Genomic DNA, 20950 nt, shown 5'->3' with positions numbered 1-20950 from the left:
ATAAAATTATAATAGCATGTTGGTTTGCATTTCAGACTCTGGCATTCATTGAACACATAATTAAATAACAACAATATCTCGATATAAAGAGGACACACAAAATGAAACTAACCAAATTAGCGATGGTGATCACCTGCGCTTTAGCTGTTACAGCATGCTCCGAGGAAGGCACTAAGCTTGAGTCATCACCAGCAGTTGCCCAGCCACAAAGTGCCAAACCAACTGTCAGTGATAGTGTTAAATACAATGAACGAGGTAATGTGGCGGTTACTTATGTTGGCGTGCACGATCCATCAGTCATTGAAACTGACGGTACTTATTACATTTTTGGTTCGCATTTAGCGGCAGCAAAATCAACAGACTTATTAAACTGGGAAATGATTTCAAGCCTTTCCGCTAATGAAGCCGTGAATGAAAGCCCGCTTTTTGACTTTAATTACACGAGCGAAATTGCAGAAGGTATTCAATGGACAGACGGCTTTACCGGTAACTGGGCTGCTGATGTTATTAAAGCACCCAATGGTAAATTTTGGTTTTATTATAACCACTGCGCACAAGACAACCCAGATACACCCGATGTAGTCGATGTAGTCGATGAAGTATGCTGGAACCGCTCATACTTAGGCCTCGCAGAAGCTGATAATATTGAAGGCCCATATAAAAATAAAGGCGTATTTTTACGCAGTGGCTATCGCAACGATGAAGAGTTTGCACAGTTCCCTCTTGATAACGGCCAAACAACGTGGAATGGCGCCGTTGATCCAAATGTCATTGACCCCGCCGCTTTTTATGATAAAGACGGGCAATTATGGATAGTTTATGGCTCATATTCTGGCGGTATCTTTGTACTGGCAATGGATGAAGAAACGGGTACGCCAGATGCTGAGCAAGGCTATGGTAAACATTTGGTGGGTGGTGACTTTAGAGCTATTGAAGGCGCCTTTGCTATGTATAGCCCTGAAAGTGACTACTATTATTTATTTTACTCAGTAGCTGGTTTTGATGTAAACGGTGGCTATAACATTCGTGTAGCACGTTCAAAAACTCCGAATGGCCCATACTTAGATACCGCAGGCAATGATATTGCCGCTGTTGGTGGTTTAGAGATCGGTGAAAAACTATTAGGTGGTTTTGAATACACCCAAGAGCTGGGGGAAACCTCACCAGCATGGGGTTATCAATCACCGGGCCATAACTCTGCCCATTACGACGAAGCGACTGGCCGTCACTTATTGATTACCCACACGCGTTTCCCACAAACCTCTACACAGTTTCCAACAGCGAGTGAAGCTCACCAAGTTCGCGTGCATGAGATGTTTATTAATTCAACCGGTTGGCCGGTAACCTCACCGCAACGTTATGTGCCATTAGAAGGTGATAATTTAGTGGTGGCTGAGCAACTATACGGTTACTACAAATTTATAAACCATGGGACTGATGTTAATACCAGCGCAGTGCGCTCTACTCATATTGCTTTAAATGCCGATCATTCAGTAACAGGTGATGAAACTGGTATTTGGTACATGGTTGATGATTCAAGCGTTAAACTTGAACTTGAGTCTGGCACTTACTATGGTGTGGCTAAATGGCAATGGGATGATGGTAAAAAAGATCTTGTCGTCACTTTTTCTGCAGTATCGTTAGAAAATACCACAGTCTGGGGCAGTAAAGTCGCTGAAATTGATGAAACTGCCAGTGTTTTAGCAACCGTGAGCGATGCATTAAATATTAAGACCGAGCTGTCAATTAATGATGAAGGTTATTCATTGCCAACCAAAGGGAAAGCGGGTACGACTATTCGCTGGGAATCAAGTAATGAATATTACATTGATGCAAATGGCTCCGTATTTATTCCCACCCCTGATCGGGGCGACCAAGCAGTTACATTAACCGCTAATATGTCACTTAATGGTGAAACTATCACCAAAACGTTCAATGTTAATCTAAAAGCGCGCCCCGTATTTAAAAATGCGATTGCGCACTATAGCTTTGAAAACGGCTTAACAGATAATTTAAGCAACCTTGCTGATGCCATGACCACTGATAACAACTTGGACAATACAGGTGTTGGTACGCCGGCCTATACTGCCGGTCAAACAGGTCAAGCATTCGATTTTGATGGTGCGACCGGTGTTAGGTTACCCGATGACATAATCAACTCAGATAGTTACACAGTTGCATTTTGGTCTAAACCTGATGTTGTAACGGGTTATAGCCCTGCCTTTTTTGCAGCTGAGAATGCTGATCGTTGGGTAAGTTATATCCCTGGGGGCGCTCCTCATTTCACCACAAATACAATTTTATGGAGTCGCTACCTAGTTGAACCAGAGGTTGAGCAATGGAATCAAATTGAGATGACTCAAGGTGCAACCGCTGGACAATGGAGTCACGTAACTATCACTTATGCTAACGGCACAATGAAGTACTACTCTAATGGTTCACTTGTTGGCTCAATGCCACGCCCTGATATGTTTAGTGCTGATACAGCTAAATTTGCACTGGGTGTAAATTTTGGCTGGGATACACCATTCCAAGGTCAAATCGATGAGTTTATTGTCTATGATTACGCCCTAAATAGCTTAGATATCAACGCTGCAGCAATTAATAACTTAACAGACCAAGATAAATTTGCAGGGTTTGTGAAAGATGCACTTGATTTAGGTGATGTGACTGCCATACGTGAAAGCTTTGAATTGCCTCGTGTTGGGCCATTTGTGTCAGGGATTAGCTGGACGTCAAATAATGAAGAGTTCTTAAAACCGGTTAATGGCACTGCCGTTGTTAATCAGCCAAGCGCCAATGCGAGTGACCAAGTTGTTACTTTAACTGCAACAATTAACTATAAAGACTTTACCGATACCAAAACTTTTGAAGTTACAGTCAAGTCGCTGGCACCTGCTGAATACAGCTTTGAAGGCGACTTAGCTGAACTAAACGCCGCTTATGCAAATGCAAAACCTACTGGAGACCGTATTGATAACACTGGCGGTAACGTGACTTTTGTTGAAGGTATTAAAGGCCAAGCAGTATTCCTACAAGGTTCAGGGGTTCGTTTACCAAATAACTTGATCACCACCAATGATTATTCTGTATCTATGTGGTTAAAACCTGAAATGTTCTCAGATTACACCACTGCATTTTTTGCAGGTGCAAGCTCGTCTGCATGGATAAGCTTAGTCCCCTCAATGGTTGATTCGAATACGATTCGCCTTTGGGCAAATGGCGGCGGTGCGTTCTTTGATAATGGTGATTTAGGCATGCGACTGCCAGCAAAAGAATGGACTCATATTGCCTTCACTGTTGACGGAACCAACGGTGACACCTTGAAGATGTATGTAAACGGTGAGCTTAAAATTGAAGCAGGTGGCTTCCCTCGCGTATTTACTGTTGAGGGAGAAACCAATGAATTTGCGTTAGGTGTAAACTACTGGGATACACCATACAACGGCGCGGTTGATGAGTTAAAAATATTTAACGGGGCAATCGATGCTGACGCAATCAAAGCACTCTACGATGCAGCTACTGCACAAGAGTAAACTATTTAGGGTGAGCTGCCTTACCCAATAGTTTGTTGTCGTGAAAAGCCAGACGAGAGTCTGGCTTTTTTTTAACTTTTTATTTTCAACTTACACAACATCATATACAGTGGCATTTATAATACAATATTAACTAAGGAAGGGGCTATGCAACGTCTTTTCATCACCTTACTATGCTTGATACCCTCACTTGGCTTTGCTAAAACAGCCGACTTTAAAGTGATAGATCAAGGTGGCAGTGGCCCATTTAGCGCCATTGCAGACACTGAAACCTCGTTAGGTAACTATGTTATATACCGCCCGAACGAGTTAAATCAGTCAATAAAACTACCCGTTGTAGTATTTGCGAACGGCGGCTGCATGGATACCTCATTTCCCTTTGAGCATATGCTCTCAGACATTGCCTCGCATGGTTACTTAGTGATTGCATTAGGAAAAATGCAAAACAGCCTTGATGACAGGCCCTTAAATAAAGCCAGTAATAGCATGATCCCTCACGCGATTGATTGGATCACAGCGCAATCTGCAAATCCGCTGAGTGAATTTTACCAAAGCGCAAACCTTAAGAAAATCGCTATTGCAGGCCAATCGTGTGGTGGCGCGCAACTACTTGCCACTGCAGCAGATGAAAGAGTCAGCAGTTATTTAATGTTTAATTCAGGCATTGGTGATATGACCATGGCAAGCGCCGATGTTAAGTCACTGCAAAACTTACATGCGCCTGTTATTTATTTTGTCGGTGGGCCAACCGATATTGCCACAGAAAATGCCAAGCTTGATTATCAGCGTATAAATCATGTGCCAATTGTGTTTGCTAATCATAAAACCGCGGGGCATTCAGGAACGTTTGAGCAGCCGTTTGGTGGTTCGTTCTCAAAGCTAGCTATCAAATGGTTGGATTGGCAATTAAAAGATAAGCAAACCAATGCAACGCTATTTTTGCAGGGTAATACAGCTGACTTTATTAATTGGGATATAAAAGCAAAGCAATTTGAAAAGGAATGATTATGAACACCTCAACACTTAAGCGGCTTTTATATGCTGCATTTTTAACTGCAACAACGGCCTGTGTAAACGCTGAGCCGCTCACCCAAGTCACTGTGGCACAAGGTAAACTTCAGGGCACCGCCCAGCAAAACCTGGCGGTTTTTAAAGGCGTGCCGTTTGCTAAACCACCCGTTGGTGAATTACGTTGGAAAGCCCCGCAACCGGCTGAAAAATGGCAAGGTGTACTTAAAGCACAAGAATATGCCCCAGCACCAATACAGGCAGGCAATCCGGTATCTGGAGTCAGTGAAGATAGCTTATATTTAAATATTTGGACACCCGCACAATCCGATAATGAAAAGCTCCCTGTATTAGTTTGGATTTACGGGGGAGGCTTTAGTTTTGGCAGTTCATCCGATCCTATTTTTGATGGTACTGAGCTTGCGAATAAAGGCGTGATTGTAGTGTCTATCGCCTATCGTGTTGGCCAATTAGGTTTTTTAGCCCACCCTGAACTTAATAAGGAAAGCCCAGCAGGTGTCTCTGGAAATTACGGCTTACTCGATCAAATTGCCGCCTTAAAGTGGCTTAAAAACAATATCAGCCATTTTGGTGGTGATGCTAACAATGTCACTATCGCGGGTGAATCCGCGGGCGGTATATCAGTGAGTATGCTTGCAGCGTCACCGTTAGCAAGTGGTCTATTTAACAAAGTTATTTCGCAAAGTGGCGGTTCATTTGGCCCTACTCGCATTAAAAACTACCCTGGTGAAAACATGTCGACCTTAGAGCAGGCTCAAGCAGAGGGTTTCGACTATGTAAAACAGTTTGGCACAACCTCCATTGCACAGCTGCGAAAAATGAGCGCAGACACCTTTATTCCAAAAGGTTGGTCACTGCCTGGTGGCTGGCCTATCGTTGATGGTTATGTGATCAAAGGCGACCAATATAAACTCTATCAACAAGGCAAGTTTAATGATGTCCCAGCCTTAGTTGGCTATAATTCCGATGAAGGCGTCAGCTTTGTGTGGGACCCTGATGTTAATAATTTTGTTGATGGAGTAAAAACCCGTTTTGGTCAATTTGCACCGAGCTTACTTGAAGCTTACCCTGTTGCAAAAAACAGCATTCCTCGCAGTGCTCGAAATCTAGTTCGCGATGCAGCATTTGGTTGGCATACATGGAGTTGGGCTAAGTTACAAAGTCAGTATGGTAAAGCCCCAGCATACTTTTATTACTTCGACCATCACCCAAAGCGTGAAAAAGGCGCCAAAAATGAAGATCATGGTGCTGGCCATGGCCATGAAATTGCCTACATGTTTAAAAATCTAAATAAATCAGATCCGAATGTAACCAAAAACGATTTAAAAATGTCACAAACAATGGCCACCTATTGGACTAATTTTGCCAAAAATGGCAATCCAAATGACAATACCCTGCCCCATTGGCCCGCTTTTAATAACGAAAAGCCAAGTACTATGTATTTTCAACAGCAAGCCGAAGTAGGACCAGTCCCTGACAAACAAGCCTTAGAAACACTTGATGATTATTTTAAATGGCGCCGGACACCAGCTGGTGAAAAATGGGCTAATAAAATTCACTAATTTGCAGCAAACCAAATAAAAGCCACTAACAAAGTAGTGGCTTGGTAAGAGTCGAACATGTTTAGTGACTAGTTAGGTTCACGAAGGTGGAAAATCTGACACTTGTTTCCTAAATCAGGTTGTTGTGCAAAATTAGTTTTATCTGCAAGACCACAATCACTTAAACCCAGCGCTTGTTTTGTATAACGGTTAATTAGCATTACGCCGCCACCATCCACTGGGGCAATACGCCATTGTGCGGTTTTACTATCACACGCAGCCATTTCAACATTGGCACCGGGCACTAAGGCATTGTTTGCCACCGCGGCGCAATAACCACTTTCAAGGTCTTGTTTTAAAGCAACGTAACCAGTATCTGTTGGTGCAAAAAACCACTGCTGGGCATCGCTATGAGTAAACGCTTGTTGCTCAACATTAGTGCCTGCTTTAACAGTACCAGCAACACTCAACGCTTTACCACTTTGTTGGCTCATTACTGCCACGCTGCCAACTGGCTGTAACTGCCAATCAGCACATGCAGTATCTTTACCTTGTTGTAAAACCGCTTGATTTTGTGCGCCTGAACACCCTGCTACGGCTAATGGTTTTTCAGTGTAACGGTTAGTAATAGTGACATTTCCATCAGTGCTTGGTGCTACTTTCCATTGCTGACAGAAGTTATTACGCCATGCAGCAGATTGCGTTTTCGCATTATCAGCATCGCTACAATTAGCCAACTCTAAAAACTTGCTGTCTTCACGATTTGCTAAACGGACAAAGCCATCTGTAGTGGCATCAATCACCCACTGACCATTGGTTGCAGCACATTGACGTTGCACAGCACGCGCATCTTGAGGATCGGCTGCAATGTCTAAGCATAAACCACTGGTTGCATTTACTAGGTTATAACGCTGACCTTGAACACGAGTAACCAGTGGTCCGTATTCGCCTGATGGCGGAGCTACTTCAACACCCGGTGTTACAGGTTTTGCAAAGTTTGGCGTGCCATCATCATTCCAAGTAAATTTTTGCGCACGTAAAGAACGTGTGGCACTACAACCATGTTCTACTGAGTCATTGCCGTGGTATACCAACCAATCTTCGCTGCCATCTGGAGAAGTGAAGAAACCATTATGACCTGGCCCAAATACTTCATCTGTGCGTTCAAACACTGGTTGCTCAAACTTCTTCCAGCTGTTTGCATCTAGCGGATCATCACCCACCAGTTCTAACATACCTAACTTATAATCTGGCGTGTTACAAAAGCTTGCTGAGTAAGTCATAAAAGTACGACCGTTATGCTGCAAAATTTCAGCACCTTCGGTTACCTTACGGCCGCTGATCTCCCAATCAAGTTCAGGACGTGTGATCACAGTATGTGGCGTGCCTTTTTTCAGCGTCCATGGGTTTTCCATTTCAGCAATAATATTAAGCTGTTGATCGCCCTGCCACTGTGAATAAATAACATAGAGTTTATCTTTGTAGCTTAAATAGTTACCATCAATATTCCATACGTCAGGCATGAGCGCGCCCTTGTACTCATACGGGCCCATTGGGTCGTCACCAGCACTTTCTAATACATTAAGATGTTGGTTATCTAAAGTACCATCAGTCCCTGCTGTATACATCATGTACCAACGGTAGCCCTCAGGGCCTTTAACACGATGAAATTCAAACGCCCAAAAGTTACAACAACGCGCAGGATCTGTCGCTGACCATACATTGACTGGGGTTGCATCGGCAAGTCCTGCTAAAGTAGGTGATTTACGCATCACCAATTCAGATGTCCATGTCGTCGTCGTTAGGTAATAGTTACCATCCCAGTACTCAAGCCATGGATCGGCACCATTAGGAAATAATGGATTAGTAAACACGCCATCATCTTGCGTGGGTGCTTTTGCGTTCGCGATTGGTGCTGCATCTTGTGTTTGTTGTGTGTCTGCGCGGGTTGTAGATTCACAACCACTAAGTGAGCTTAAAGACAAAGCGAATAAACCTACAAGGCCTGTTGCTTTAGCAGTACGCTTTAATTTAGTGCGCAAGTAATGTTGTGCATTCATTGTTGTTATCACCCTTGATTTTTATTATCCATCCATATTGAGCGATGGTTTGATTCGAAAGCTTTGCTTTTTTAGATTTCTGTTGTTGCCCGTAACATAGAGTTCGTCAGTGTAAAAACGGCACTCTACGCTTATCGAGCAAGATTATTACTTAGTACCAAACTCATACACGATACGAGTTGAGTAAACCTCACCTGGGAGCAATGTCGTGCTTGGGAATCTTGGCTGATTAGGCGCATCAGGAAAGTGCTGTGGCTCTAAACAAAAACCACTTCTTAATTTATGTACTAAACCTGAAGCTTGTTTACTGCTACCATCTAAAAAGTTGCCCGAGTAAAACTGTACCGCTGGCTCTTCGGTATATACAGTCAAGGTACGCCCTGAGCTTGGTTCATACACATTAGCGGCTTCAATCAAATCATGATTAGGTTTGTTTTTAAGTACAAAGTTATGGTCATAACCTTTACCAAGCTTAAGCTGCTCATCATCAATATTAATGTCTTTGCCAATCGCTTTTGAATTTCTAAAATCAAATGGCGTACCCGCCACTTGCATCAACTCACCTGTTGGGATCAAACCGCTATCCACAGGGGTAATTGCATTTGAGTTGATTTGCATTTGATGATCGAGAATATCGCCCTTACCCGCCAAGTTAAAATAGCTGTGCTGGGTCATATTGATGATGGTTGGCTTATCTGTTTTTGCCACAAATTGCATATTTAGGGTATTTTTATTGGTCAGCGTATAAGTTACTTGCGTGGTCAAGGTACCTGGATAACCTTGATCGCCATCAGGGCTTATAAGCTTAAGTGTTACTCCGGCGCTGTTCTCAGTGCTAAATGGCACCATGGTCCAGACTTTTTTATCAAAACCTTGCACGCCACCGTGCAAGTGATTATCGCCATCATTAGTGGCTAATTGATAGTCGGTACCGTTAAGGCTAAATTTACCATTGGCAATACGATTACCAAATCGACCAATGATTGCACCAAAGTAAGTGGTTGAATTCGTATAATCTTCCAGATTATCCATACCTAAAACAATGTTACCCATGTCGCCATTATTGTCTGGTGTCTCGATACGAGTAATAATGCCGCCGTAATTGATCACATCAACACTCACGCCATTACTATTAGTGAGCGTTACTTGGTTAATAGGGGTTTGATCGGCAAGCTTGCCATAAGCTTGTAATAAAGCAGAAGGTGATTGAGTCATTTTGTCTCCTTGATGAGCGCACGCGGGTGTTAAGGCAATCCCAAATGACACTGCCACTGCAAAGATACCGCGAGAGAATTTTTTTATAGATGCTGACGACTGATGAACCGCTGTTAGGCGCTGAGTTACACATTGCAATGACATACCAATAACCTTTTTATAATTGTATTTATACTTTTATAATACAATTTGACAGGTAATTGCAAATTTATTCGCCTAAGTTTTTAGTTGTATTTTGCCGTCTTTGACTAAAATACAATCCATACCCGCCGCAGTCGCTGCTTGATAACCTATTTGCGTGTCTTCAAACACTACACAATTTTGTGGTTGAATTCCTATTTGCTTTGCTACTGTTAAGAAAGTTTCAGGATGAGGTTTACCGTGGCGAACATCACTGGCGGTGACTAAAGTTTTAATCTTATCAATTAACCCTGTATGGGTTAAATGGTCAACAGCATGCGCACGATCCGCACCAGTACCTACCCCAATTGGCATTTTGCCATGGTAATAGTTTAATACATCGACTGTTTCAGTTATGATTTCTGGTTTGCTGTCTAAACCTAGCCAAAACTGATGTTTTTGCTCTGCAACGGCATCTGCGTCATGACTAAGTCCAAATTTTTCATTAAGAATATCAACTGTGGCAAGTGTTGGTACGCCACCTAAGCCATACATATAATCATAATCAAACGGATAATCAAACGCATAGCAGGTTAGCTCCCATGCTTTTAAATGAGAGCCCATCGAATCGATAAGTGTGCCATCCATATCAAAAATAATACCTTGGTATTTTGTGAGATCGAGCATCTGTACTCCAAATTCTGAGAAAACAAAAGCCAACTTTACTATAAAGTTGGCTTATTTAGTTAACTTAGATCACTGCCGTTATAGGTGATTAAAGCCCACGTTTTAACATGTAATACGCTGCATTGTGGCGTAGTTCTGTTTTGAAACCACGGATACTGGTATCAGCATCAATAATCATGGTTTCAACACCTGCCATTTCAGCAAAATCAACGATCATATCGGTGGTAACAGCTTGGCTGTACGCAGTATGGTGTGCACCACCTGCATGGATCCACGCAGCAGACGCTACTGATAGGTTAGGTTTTGGCTCCCACAATGCTGATGCAACCGGTAAATGCGGTAATTCAGCCGGTGGGGTTACCGTGTCTACTTCGTTAATTAATATACGAAAACGATTACCCATATCAATTGGCGAAACGTTAATTGCCTCACCTGCTTTAGCAGTAAACAATAAACGACCCACATCACATTTCACCCCAATGGTATGAGTGTGAACTTCAAGGCGTGGTTTTTGCGCAGCAATTGATGGACACACTTCTAACATGTGAGCACCTAATACTTGGTCAGTATCGCCCATGTTATAGGTGTAGTCTTCCATGAATGAACAACCGCCTTCACGGCCTTCACCCATTACTTTCATGATGCGTACCATGGCAGCTGTTTTCCAGTCGCCCTCGCCGCCATAGCCAAAGCCTTTCGCCATTAAGCGCTGCGTTGCAAGTCCTGGTAAACCTGATAAACCTGATAAATCTTCAAAACAGTTAGTGAATGCTTTAAAGCCACCTTTTTCTAAAAAGCGCTCCATACCAAGCTCTAAACGTGCTTCATTGCGTAGCATCGATACTTTGTAATCGTCTTGCAGCGTTTCATCGCTAATCACATAGTCAGTTTTGTATACTTCAAGCTGCGCATCTACTTCGGCATCCGTTACGGTATCAACAACTTTAACGAGCTCCGCTACGCCAAAGGCATGTACTTCATAACCAAAGGTGATTTGTGCTGAAACTTTGTTACCTTCAGTAACCGCAACTTGACGCATATTATCGCCAAAACGTGCCACTTTAAGTGTTTGGCTCTCAGCCCACCCTTTAGCTGCACGACACCAATCATCAATTTGCTTTTGTACGTCAGCACGTTGCCAGTGGCCAGCAACCACTTTGCGCTCTTTGCGCATTACAGTACCAATGAAACCAAATTCACGGTCACCGTGGGCACTTTGATGGGTATTCATATAGTTCATATCAATATCAGCCCACGGTAGCGCGGCATTGAATTGCGTATGAAGGTGTAACCATGGTTTACGTAACTCGTTTAATCCAGCAATCCACATTTTCGCGGGTGAGAACGTATGCATCCATAATACTAGACCTACACAATTAGGATCGGTGTTTGCTGCTTGGCACACCGCATGAATTTCTTCAGGCGTTTTCACCGTTGGCTTACACACTAAGTTAACCGGTAAATTAGCTTCGCTATTTAAACCTGCAACAATTGCAGCGCTATTATCTGCAACGGTGTTTAACACTTTTGGGCCATATAAATGTTGTGACCCAGTTACAAACCAAACTTCTTTGATTGACGACGGCATATATAAATTCCTCTTGTACTGGTTAGCCACGGTTACTTTGGCCGTAGTAGGCATCTTTACCGTGTTTTCTTAAATAATGTTTATCCATCACAGACTTTTTAAGTGCACCTGCATGTTGATCAAGCGTGCGAGTTAAGTAAGCCATGCGAGCAATTTCTTCTAGCAGCGCCGCGTGATAAACAGATTGCGCTGCATCTTTACCCCACGTAAACGGTGCGTGCCCTGCCACAATCACCATAGGTGCTGCTTTTGGGTCACGGTCTTTATAAGCATCGGTAATTTGAATACCAGTCTCAAGCTCATAATCACCATTTACTTGCGTATCAGTAAGCTCACGCGTACAGGTAATATCACCGTGCACATAATCAGCATGTGTCGTACCAAAGCACGGAATGCTTTGTTTTGCTTGTGCCCATGCTGTTGCGTAGGTTGAATGAGTATGGGTAACGCCACCAATCTCATTAAAATGACGATACAGATGGATATGGGTTTTGGTGTCTGAAGATGGCCGCATACTGCCCTCAACAATGTTGTTTTCTAAATCAACAATCACCATGTCTTCAGCTTTCATTTGATCATACGACACACCGCTTGGTTTAATCGCAATGACACCTTTGTCGCGTTCAATTTGCGACACATTACCAAAGGTATAAATTACTAAACCACGGCGTTGTAATTCCATATTGGCTTCAAATACTTCACGCTTTAACTCTGTGTAGCTCATGATTTTGCTCCATCAACATACTGTGCCAGCGCTTGATAATTAGCGTATAGCTCATCATAAACAGCAACACGCTCTGGATTTGGTAGGTATTGATGACACACAGCAGACGCCATCACTTGCTGTGCATCAGCAACTGTTGCATATTCACCGGCAGCCACTGCGGCCATAATGGCAGCGCCAAGCGCACAACTTTGTTCACTTTCAAGTACGTCAATTTGGCAGTTCCATACATCCGCACAGGTTTGCATTACGTAATCTGATTTTTTCGAAATACCGCCAATTACCACCACTGATTCAATTGGCACGCCTTCATTTTGAAAACGTTCAGTAATAGCACGAGCACCAAAAGCCGTCGCCTCAACTAATGCTTTAAAGAACTGCGGCGCATCAGTGCCCATTTTCATGCCCGTTATGGCCATTGCTACGCTTTGGTCTGCATCAGGTGTGCGACGGCCGTTGACCCAGTCAAGTGCTGTTACATCGGTATTTTTAACCGGTAATGCACTGGCAGCTTTTGATAAATCAACTAAAATTGAGTCTTCAATTTTATTTATCAAGTTTTGTTCAACGTCGTTTAAATTTGTTAATTGGCGAGTCGGCCATAGCATCAGATTTTTAAACCATGCATATAAATCGCCAAACGCAGATTGTCCCGCTTCAAGGCCAATCATGCCTGGAATAACTGAACCATCAACCTGACCACAAATACCTTTAACGCACGTATCGCCTAGTTGCTGTTTTGAAGTAACAGTAATGTCACAGGTTGAAGTGCCCATTACTTTAGTTAAAACACCTGGACGCACATTGGCAGCCACTGCCCCCATATGACAGTCAAAAGCACCGTAACCTACAACTACATTCTGTGATAAACCAAGTTTATCAGCCCATTGTGCTGTTAATTTACCCGCTACTTGGTCACTCGGTTGAGTTGTTGCATTAAGCGTATCAACCACACCATCTAATAATGGGTCAATTTTGTTGAAGAAACTATTTGGTGGGAAACCACCCCATTGCTCATTCCACATTTGTTTGTGGCCTGTAGCACAACGACCCAGCGTTAATACTTCTGGGTGAGTGGTGCCACACATTAAAGCCGTCATCCAGTCACAATGCTCTACCCACGAGTAAGTAGCGGCTTTTACAGCGGCGTCATCTCTAAAGATATGCAGTGCTTTAGCCCAGTACCATTCTGATGAATAGATACCGCCCATATGTGAAAGATAATTAACCTCGTTATTGGTCGCGGCTTTGGTGATCTCATTCGCCTCTTTAATCGACGTATGGTCTTTCCAAAGAATGAACATCGCATTAGGGTTTTCAGCAAATTCTTCTGTCAGCGCTAAAGGCGTACCTTGGTTATTAATAGCCACCGGGGTTGATCCCGTGGTATCAAAACTCATACCTATTACTTTATCCGCAGTTCCCGCAGGTACTTGTTGCCATAGTCCATTGACGACCTCAATCAAGCTGTCGATGTAGTCTTGTGGATGCTGACGAAATTGGTCTTTACTTGGGTCGCAATATAAACCTTGCGCCCAACGCGGATAATTCACTAAATGGCTAGCCAGCTCTTTACCTGTAATTACATCAACAAGCAGTGCTCTTACTGAATCAGAGCCATAATCTAAGCCCAATGTATAACGAGACATAAATACCTTTCACTAATTGGATACTAACAATGTTAGTCATTACTGTTATTTGTATGATAATATCAATAATAACGGGTTGTAAAGGTATTATAAAAATATTATTAACAGATTAATTCTGAAATAGTCGTGACACCTGTGCCCTTTAAACTAATGTTTTGCACTAAAAAAGGGCTTAAACCATGTTGTAAGCAATGCTAAAAGCCATTAATTTATTTTGTATGATAAAATAGGATGCCTATGTCTAGCCAATTAGAACAATTAAAAACCATGACCACTGTGGTTGCTGATACCGGTGATTTTGAAGCGATCGATCAATATAAGCCGCAAGATGCCACAACAAATCCATCGTTATTACTCAATGCGATTAAAATTGAAAAATACCGTCCACTGGCTGTTGAAGCCGTTGCTTGGGCTAAGCGACAAACCAATGACAATGCACAAGTGATCAGTAAAGCCGCCGATAAGTTATCAGTATTGATTGGTGCAAACCTAATGGCGCAAGTCCCAGGTTTAGTATCTACTGAAGTCGATGCGCGCTTATCATTTGATACTCAAGCAACGATTAATAAAGCGCTTGAGCTCGTTGCACTTTATAAAGAGCAAGATATTGATACATCACGGGTGTTGATCAAAATAGCGTCAACATGGGAAGGTATTCAAGCGGCAAAAGTACTTGAGCAACAAGGTATTCGTTGTAACTTAACGCTGGTATTCGCGTTTGCCCAAGCTCGTGCCTGTGCTGAGGTAGGTGCTTATTTAATTTCGCCATTTGTAGGGCGTATTTTGGATTGGTATAAAGCCACTAATACTGATACTGATTTTAGCGGTGCGAACGATCCTGGAGTGCAATCAGTGACTCATATTTATGACTTTTTCAAAAAGCATGATTATAAAACCATCGTTATGGGCGCAAGTTTCAGAAACATCAACGAAATTCAGTTGCTAGCAGGCTGTGATAGATTAACCATCAGCCCAGGGCTATTATCAGAACTGGCAGCAACAGATGCACCTTTAGCGCGTCAACTTGCTCCTACCACTGAAACAGTTGCTGCCCCAGAGCCTATGACCGAACAAGCGTTCCGCTGGGAAATGAACCAAGATGCAATGGCAACAGATAAACTAAGCCAAGGCATTCGTCAGTTTGCAATTGACCAAGAAAAACTAGAAGCAATCTTAGCTGAGCTAGTCTAAATCATTAACTAAATTGGGCTCTTGATGATCAATCATTATCGAGAGCTCGAATTAAAGATATAAAAAAGCCCGCTGATTTAATTAAATCAGCGGGCTTTTTATCAGGTAAAACTTTAACCTAGATGTCGTTTAATAACGCATTTGCCTTAGCAACTAAGTTCTCTACGGTAAAACCAAAATGCTCCAGCAATACAGCACCTGGTGCTGACTCACCAAAAGTAGTCATACCTAATACATCACCATCTTGGCCAACGTATTTATACCAAAAATCACTGTGTGCAGCTTCGACGGCAATTTTAGCAACACCTGCAGGTAATACACTTTGGCGGTATGCTTTATCTTGTAAATCAAACTGATTGGTTGATGGCATAGAAACAACACGCACTTGTTTGCCTTGAGCTGTTAGCTCAGCTGCCGCATTAACCGCTAATTCAACTTCAGAGCCTGTTGCCATTAAAATTAGCTCTGGTGTTTGCTCACACTCAACGAGGGTGTAACCCCCTTTTGCTACATTGTCTAACTGCGCTTTATCACGCGGCATAGCTTTGGTGCCTTGGCGACTAAAGATCAACGCGCTTGGGCCAGCTTCTTTTATTAGAGCTTGACGCCACGCAACAGCTGTTTCAACCTCATCACATGGGCGCCACGTCGTCATATTAGGTGTCATACGCAGGTTGGCAATTTGTTCAATCGGCTGATGAGTTGGGCCATCTTCACCTTGACCAATAGAATCATGAGTGTAGACAAAAATGCTTTGCGCTTTCATTAATGCAGACATACGCACAGCATTACGTGCATATTCCATAAACATTAAGAATGTAGCACCAAATGGGATAAAGCCACCATGTAATGCAATACCATTCATAATGGCGCTCATGCCAAACTCACGCACCCCATAAAATACATAGTTACCCGCGTCGTCTTCTTGTAAGCCCTTTGCATCAGGCCATAAAGTTAAGTTTGAGCCAGCTAAGTCAGCAGAGCCGCCCATTAATTCAGGTAATTGCTGGGCAAAAAAGGTAATCGCATTTTGTGATGATTTACGCGTTGCAATGTTTTGCATTTCATCTTGGCACTTAGTAATGTATTGATCAGCAAGTTCAGCAAAATTATTCGGTAATGATTTAGCCATCACACGACGGTTAAACTCGTTACTTAATTCAGGGTGCGCTTTGCTGTATGCGGCAAAGGTTTGTTGCCAGGCACTTTCTAAGTCTTGGCCTTTAGTTTGAGTATTCCACTCATTATATACATCTTGTGGAATTTCAAACGCTGGATGTGGCCAATTTAGTTGCTCACGAACCGCTGCAATTTCATCATTACCCAGTGGTGAACCGTGACAATCATGACTGCCTGATTTATTGGGTGAACCAAAACCAATCACTGTTTTACAACAGATAAGCGTTGGTTGCTCAGGGTTCGCTTGTGCCGCTTCAATAGCACTGGCAATCGCAGTCATGTCGTGACCATCAACGCCACTAATAACCTGCCAACCGTATGATTCAAAACGCTTTGCCGTATCGTCAGTAAACCAACCTTCTACTTCGCCATCAATTGAGATGCCATTGTCATCCCAAAAAGCGATCAGTTTGCCTAACTTTAAAGTACCCGCTAATGAACCAGCTTCATGAGAGATACCTTCCATCAAACAACCATCGCCTAAAAAGCAATAAGTAAAGTGATCAATGATATCAAAATGTGGTTTGTTAAATTGTGCCGCTAAAGTTTTTTCAGCAATCGCCATACCTACCGCATTAGCAATACCTGCACCTAGTGGTCCAGTTGTTGTTTCGACCCCTGGAGTATAACCGTACTCTGGGTGACCAGGTGTTTTAGAATGTAATTGGCGAAACTGTTTAATATCTTCAATACTGACGTCATAACCGCTTAGATGCAATAGCGCATATTGCAGCATTGAGCCATGGCCATTTGACAATACAAAACGATCGCGGTTAACCCAGCTAGGGTTTGATGGATTGTGACGGTGAAATTTTTGCCAAAGCACAGCGGCAATATCGGCCATTCCCATTGGCGCACCTGGGTGACCAGAGTTAGCTTTTTGAACAGCATCGACAGCAAGCATACGGATTGCATTTGCAGATTGAGAACTAGGCAGAGTCATCTGTAATTATTTCCTGTTAATATTATATTATAATTAATATCTCAGAATGTAATATAAATAGCAATCGAAAATACCTTACTGCAACATAAAAATAAGTCTGTTGATTTTTCTTTAGCTTGACTGCTTACATTGGCCTCTCTCCATACTGTGTATCAGAACTACTTGCCAAAGCACAGCAGCCATTAGAAACGAGTAACCAAAACATAGATAAAATTGCTAAACAATCAGGGTTTTCATCAGGTTTAAGCTTTCGTCAGCGCTTTTTAGCTACTTTTTTTCGCCAACAGTCTAAAGAAAACAATTTAAAAGTCCCATATCAGAGTAAAAAGTTGCTCGCACAGTTAGGGCACACTTGGTAGCATAAGTGCATTGTCAAAGGATGGAAGTTAATATGAACAATACCCAGCACGCATTAGTGGTTGAGGGCGGTGCCATGCGCGGTATTTTTGCCGCAGGTGTACTTGATGAGTTTTTAGAGCAGGGATATCAACCTTTTACCAGCTATTTTGGTGTATCAGCTGGTGCTACAAATGTTGCTGCGTATTTATGTAAGCAAGCAACCCGAAACTACAAAGTAATCACTGATTATTCCTGTAGGCCTGAATTTATTAACCTGCCACGATTTGTTAAAGGTGGACACTTGTTTGATTTAGACTGGCTTTGGCAAGAAACAGTACGTGAAATTCCTTTAAATACCGACGAATTCTCGCAATCCCCTCACGACTTTTATATTGTTGCAACGGCAATCGAATCTGGACAAGCTCATTACTTACAAGCAACAGGTAGCGAAATGGTAGAGCAATTAAAAGCCTCTTGCGCTATACCAATAGCTTATCGGGATTATCCAACAATAAACGGGATCGCCATGACCGATGGCGGCGTTGCAGATTCTATTCCGGTAAAAAAAGCTTATGAAATGGGGGCATCAGAAATAACAGTTATCCTTTCTCAACCTTTAGGCTATCGTAAAAAAGATAACAAAGTTCCGTGGTTAACCAAACAACTCTATAAAGATACCCCAGCGCTTGCAGAGGCGGCCATACTGCGTTCTAAAAAATATAATGACAGTATTGATTTTTTGCATAATGCTCCACCGGATTGCAAAATAAATATTATTGCTCCACCAGCAGGGTTTAAAGTCGGCCGCACCACTAAAAATCTAGCTATACTCAATTCAGGCTATCAAATGGGCATAAGTGAAGCTAAAACTTACCTAGGTAGCCCTAGGTTGCGTGAGAAATGAACATTAGCTATAAAATCAACCTATAAGAAGTATACAGTGATATAACCTTTGAATTTACAGCTTACTCCAGCTATTAATTTTTAAACCAACGGGGTAATGTAATAAAGAACGATGTGTTCGTCGTCCTATTGCAAAAAAACAGATTAAATTTAGGCGTGTTTTTTGCATTAAATTTTGTGTACACACCAAATAAATTAAGGGTTTTTGTGAATTTTCTTCGATGCTTTCATAATATAGTCTCAGATCAGCAGCTAAGCTTTGATCAAAAAATTGCAGACTTACTTGCTTTTGGGCTCGATGTTTTTCAACTCGACTTAGCTATTATCAGCCGCGTAAAAAATGATTCTTATATTGTTTTACATGCCATCACCCCTGACAATTCTCTTGCAATTGGTACAGAGTTTGAATTAAACGGCACCTATTGCACGCATACCTTGTCGGCCAACTCTGCATTGGCATTTCATAATGCGTCGCAAAGTAGTATTGCAAATCATCCATGCTATATTAATTTCCAATTAGAAGCGTACATTGGTGCGCCTATACGAATAGGCAAAGACGTATTTGGAACTGTTAACTTTTCATCTGCTCAAGAATGCGCTCCTTTTAGCGATGAAGCCTATGATTATATTGAATTATTAGCGCAGTGGTTAGGCTCGGAATTGGCGCGCAATCAGGATAAAGCCAATCTCACTAAAAATAGTGACACTTTATTAAAGCTTGAAAACGTAGCAAATATAGGTACATGGGAAGTCGACCTAATAGAAAATACTATTTTTTGGAGCCAACAAACTCGACGTATTCATCAAGCCGAAGAAGGCTTCACTCCTGATATGAATACCGCTATCGAGTTTTATAAAGCGGGCAAAAGCCGAGATAGTATTAGTATAGCAGTAGAAAATGCGGTGTCTAAGGGTGATAAATGGCATTTAGAGCTGGAAATAGTTACCGCTAAGCAACAGAACATTTGGGTTTCAACCTTTGGTGAGGCCGAGTTTAACAACGGCCAATGTGTGCGGTTATTTGGTACTTTTCAAGATATAACTGAAGCCATAAAGTTACGCGAAGAGTTAAAACAAAAAAAAGCGCTTGCTGAACAGCTATTAAAAGATAGAAGTATGCTGTTTGCAAAAATTAGTCATGAGCTACGCACTCCGTTAAATGGCATTACGGGTATGTTAGCAACACTCATTGATGAACACGATTATGACAAGCGGGCGGAAAAAATTAAAGTCGCCCTGCGAAGTGCTGATATTTTATTGAATATTATCAATGAAGTGCTCGACTTTTCAAAAATAAATCATGGTGAATTAAAACTGGAACCTCACCACTCCCTACTTAAAACGGTATTTACCGATTTGGTTTCTTTATATTCGGTATTGTTTAGCAATAAAAACATTGAACTACGAGCCACTAACCTCATTCCTAATGATGTTTGGGTATACTGCGACACCTCTCGATTAAGCCAAATTGTCTCTAATTTACTGAGTAACGCATTAAAATTTACAGAGCATGGTTCTGTTTCTCTCGATTCACAGTTAGCATTAGATACAAAGCGCCCTTTACTTACAATTAAAATAACCGATACGGGTCGCGGCATGAGTAAAACGTATTTAAACTCATTATTTAAGCCTTTTACCCAAGAGGTTGATGCTAACAACAATAAAGGTGGCACCGGGTTAGGCTTAGCCATAGTTAAAGAGCTCGTTGGTTTTATGAATGGCAAAATTGAGGTAACCAGTGAGGTTAACGTGGGCACATGTTTTACCTTAACTATCCCAATTGAGCTTGGTAAACAACAAACACAAAAACCTAGCCTTAAATTTATTAATAACCATAGTAATAAGCTCTCGGTTTTGGTGGTTGATGATAACGAAATAAATCGCCTGGTATTAGAATCAGCACTGGATAAATTTAATATAAAATCAGACTTTGCTATTGACGGCCAAGATGCCCTGTTAAAGTGCAAACAAAAGCATTTTGACCTTATTTTTATGGATTGCATTATGCCTATCATGGATGGTTTTGAAGCCACTAAGCAACTAAAGGCACAAGGTATCTGTGACTCGCAAGAAACTTATATTGTGGCGTTAACTGCTAATGCATCCTCACAAGATAAACTAAACTGTAAGCAAGCAGGCATGGATATGTTTATAGCCAAACCGTTTAAACTGCCAGCGATAGAAGAAGCAATTACAAATACACTAAAAAGACTGGGCGTAGCCACATTATAACAACGAGTGTCGCC

General features: G+C 42.0%; 14 protein-coding genes. 7 read left to right on the top strand and 7 right to left on the bottom strand.

The annotated features are described in order from the left end of the window. The first annotated feature begins 101 nt into the window (after positions 1–101). The 3 genes from DK924_RS11110 (at position 102) to DK924_RS11100 (ending at position 6127) form a co-directional block, all read left to right on the top strand. Positions 102–3536 (top strand): LamG-like jellyroll fold domain-containing protein, encoded by a 3435-nt coding sequence (locus tag DK924_RS11110; RefSeq protein WP_109875183.1) that lies wholly within the window; start codon positions 102–104, stop codon positions 3534–3536. Positions 3537–3683: 147 nt separating this feature from the next. Beyond that, a complete protein-coding gene (locus DK924_RS11105) occupies positions 3684–4541 on the top strand; it encodes an alpha/beta fold hydrolase (protein WP_109875182.1) in 858 nt (285 codons plus the stop codon). 2 nt (positions 4542–4543) lie between these two features. Then, the gene (locus tag DK924_RS11100; protein WP_109875181.1) at positions 4544–6127 is read left to right on the top strand and encodes a carboxylesterase/lipase family protein; all 1584 of its coding nucleotides are present in this window, start codon (positions 4544–4546) and stop codon (positions 6125–6127) included. Positions 6128–6195: 68 nt separating this feature from the next. On the opposite strand, the gene DK924_RS11095 is transcribed toward DK924_RS11100, so the two are convergent. The 6 genes from DK924_RS11095 to DK924_RS11070 form a co-directional block, all read right to left on the bottom strand. Then, positions 6196–8166 (bottom strand): family 43 glycosylhydrolase, encoded by a 1971-nt coding sequence (locus DK924_RS11095; protein WP_109875180.1) that lies wholly within the window; start codon positions 8164–8166, stop codon positions 6196–6198. A gap of 147 nt (positions 8167–8313) precedes the next feature. Next, positions 8314–9525 carry an aldose epimerase family protein gene (locus DK924_RS11090; RefSeq protein ID WP_109875179.1) on the bottom strand — a complete coding sequence of 404 codons (1212 nt, stop codon included), beginning with the start codon at positions 9523–9525 and terminating at the stop codon, positions 8314–8316. 72 nt (positions 9526–9597) lie between these two features. Next, positions 9598–10188, bottom strand: a complete 591-nt coding sequence (locus DK924_RS11085) for an HAD family phosphatase (protein ID WP_109875178.1) — start codon at positions 10186–10188, stop codon at positions 9598–9600. A gap of 88 nt (positions 10189–10276) precedes the next feature. Then, the gene (gene araA, locus DK924_RS11080) at positions 10277–11776 is read right to left on the bottom strand and encodes an L-arabinose isomerase (protein ID WP_010389204.1); all 1500 of its coding nucleotides are present in this window, start codon (positions 11774–11776) and stop codon (positions 10277–10279) included. Positions 11777–11798: 22 nt separating this feature from the next. Then, positions 11799–12500: an L-ribulose-5-phosphate 4-epimerase gene (locus tag DK924_RS11075; protein WP_109875177.1), complete on the bottom strand. Its 702-nt coding sequence runs from the start codon at positions 12498–12500 to the stop codon at positions 11799–11801. Beyond that, the gene (locus tag DK924_RS11070) at positions 12497–14149 is read right to left on the bottom strand and encodes a ribulokinase (RefSeq protein ID WP_109875176.1); all 1653 of its coding nucleotides are present in this window, start codon (positions 14147–14149) and stop codon (positions 12497–12499) included. The genes DK924_RS11075 and DK924_RS11070 overlap by 4 nt, the downstream gene beginning before the upstream one ends. 237 nt (positions 14150–14386) lie before the next feature. On the opposite strand from DK924_RS11070, the gene tal reads away from it, so the two are divergent. Next, on the top strand, positions 14387–15340 hold the full coding sequence (gene tal, locus DK924_RS11065) for a transaldolase (protein ID WP_109875175.1): 954 nt from the start codon (positions 14387–14389) through the stop codon (positions 15338–15340). Positions 15341–15458: 118 nt separating this feature from the next. Here tal and tkt read toward each other — a convergent pair whose 3' ends face one another. Continuing rightward, positions 15459–17462: a transketolase gene (gene tkt, locus DK924_RS11060; RefSeq protein WP_109875174.1), complete on the bottom strand. Its 2004-nt coding sequence runs from the start codon at positions 17460–17462 to the stop codon at positions 15459–15461. Positions 17463–17578: 116 nt separating this feature from the next. Here tkt and DK924_RS11055 point away from each other — a divergent pair, with 116 nt between their 5' ends. The 3 genes from DK924_RS11055 (at position 17579) to DK924_RS11045 (ending at position 20936) form a co-directional block, all read left to right on the top strand. Beyond that, a complete protein-coding gene (locus tag DK924_RS11055; protein WP_109875173.1) occupies positions 17579–17821 on the top strand; it encodes a hypothetical protein in 243 nt (80 codons plus the stop codon). A 32-nt stretch (positions 17822–17853) separates the two neighbouring features. After that, positions 17854–18705 carry a patatin family protein gene (locus DK924_RS11050; protein ID WP_010389213.1) on the top strand — a complete coding sequence of 284 codons (852 nt, stop codon included), beginning with the start codon at positions 17854–17856 and terminating at the stop codon, positions 18703–18705. 206 nt (positions 18706–18911) lie between these two features. Further along, a complete protein-coding gene (locus tag DK924_RS11045; protein ID WP_109875265.1) occupies positions 18912–20936 on the top strand; it encodes an ATP-binding protein in 2025 nt (674 codons plus the stop codon). The last annotated feature ends 14 nt before the right edge of the window (positions 20937–20950 follow it).

Source organism: Pseudoalteromonas sp. meg-B1, from assembly GCF_003173795.1.
GTDB lineage: Bacteria > Pseudomonadota > Gammaproteobacteria > Enterobacterales > Alteromonadaceae > Pseudoalteromonas > Pseudoalteromonas undina.
This window is presented reverse-complemented; position numbering and strand designations above follow the sequence as displayed.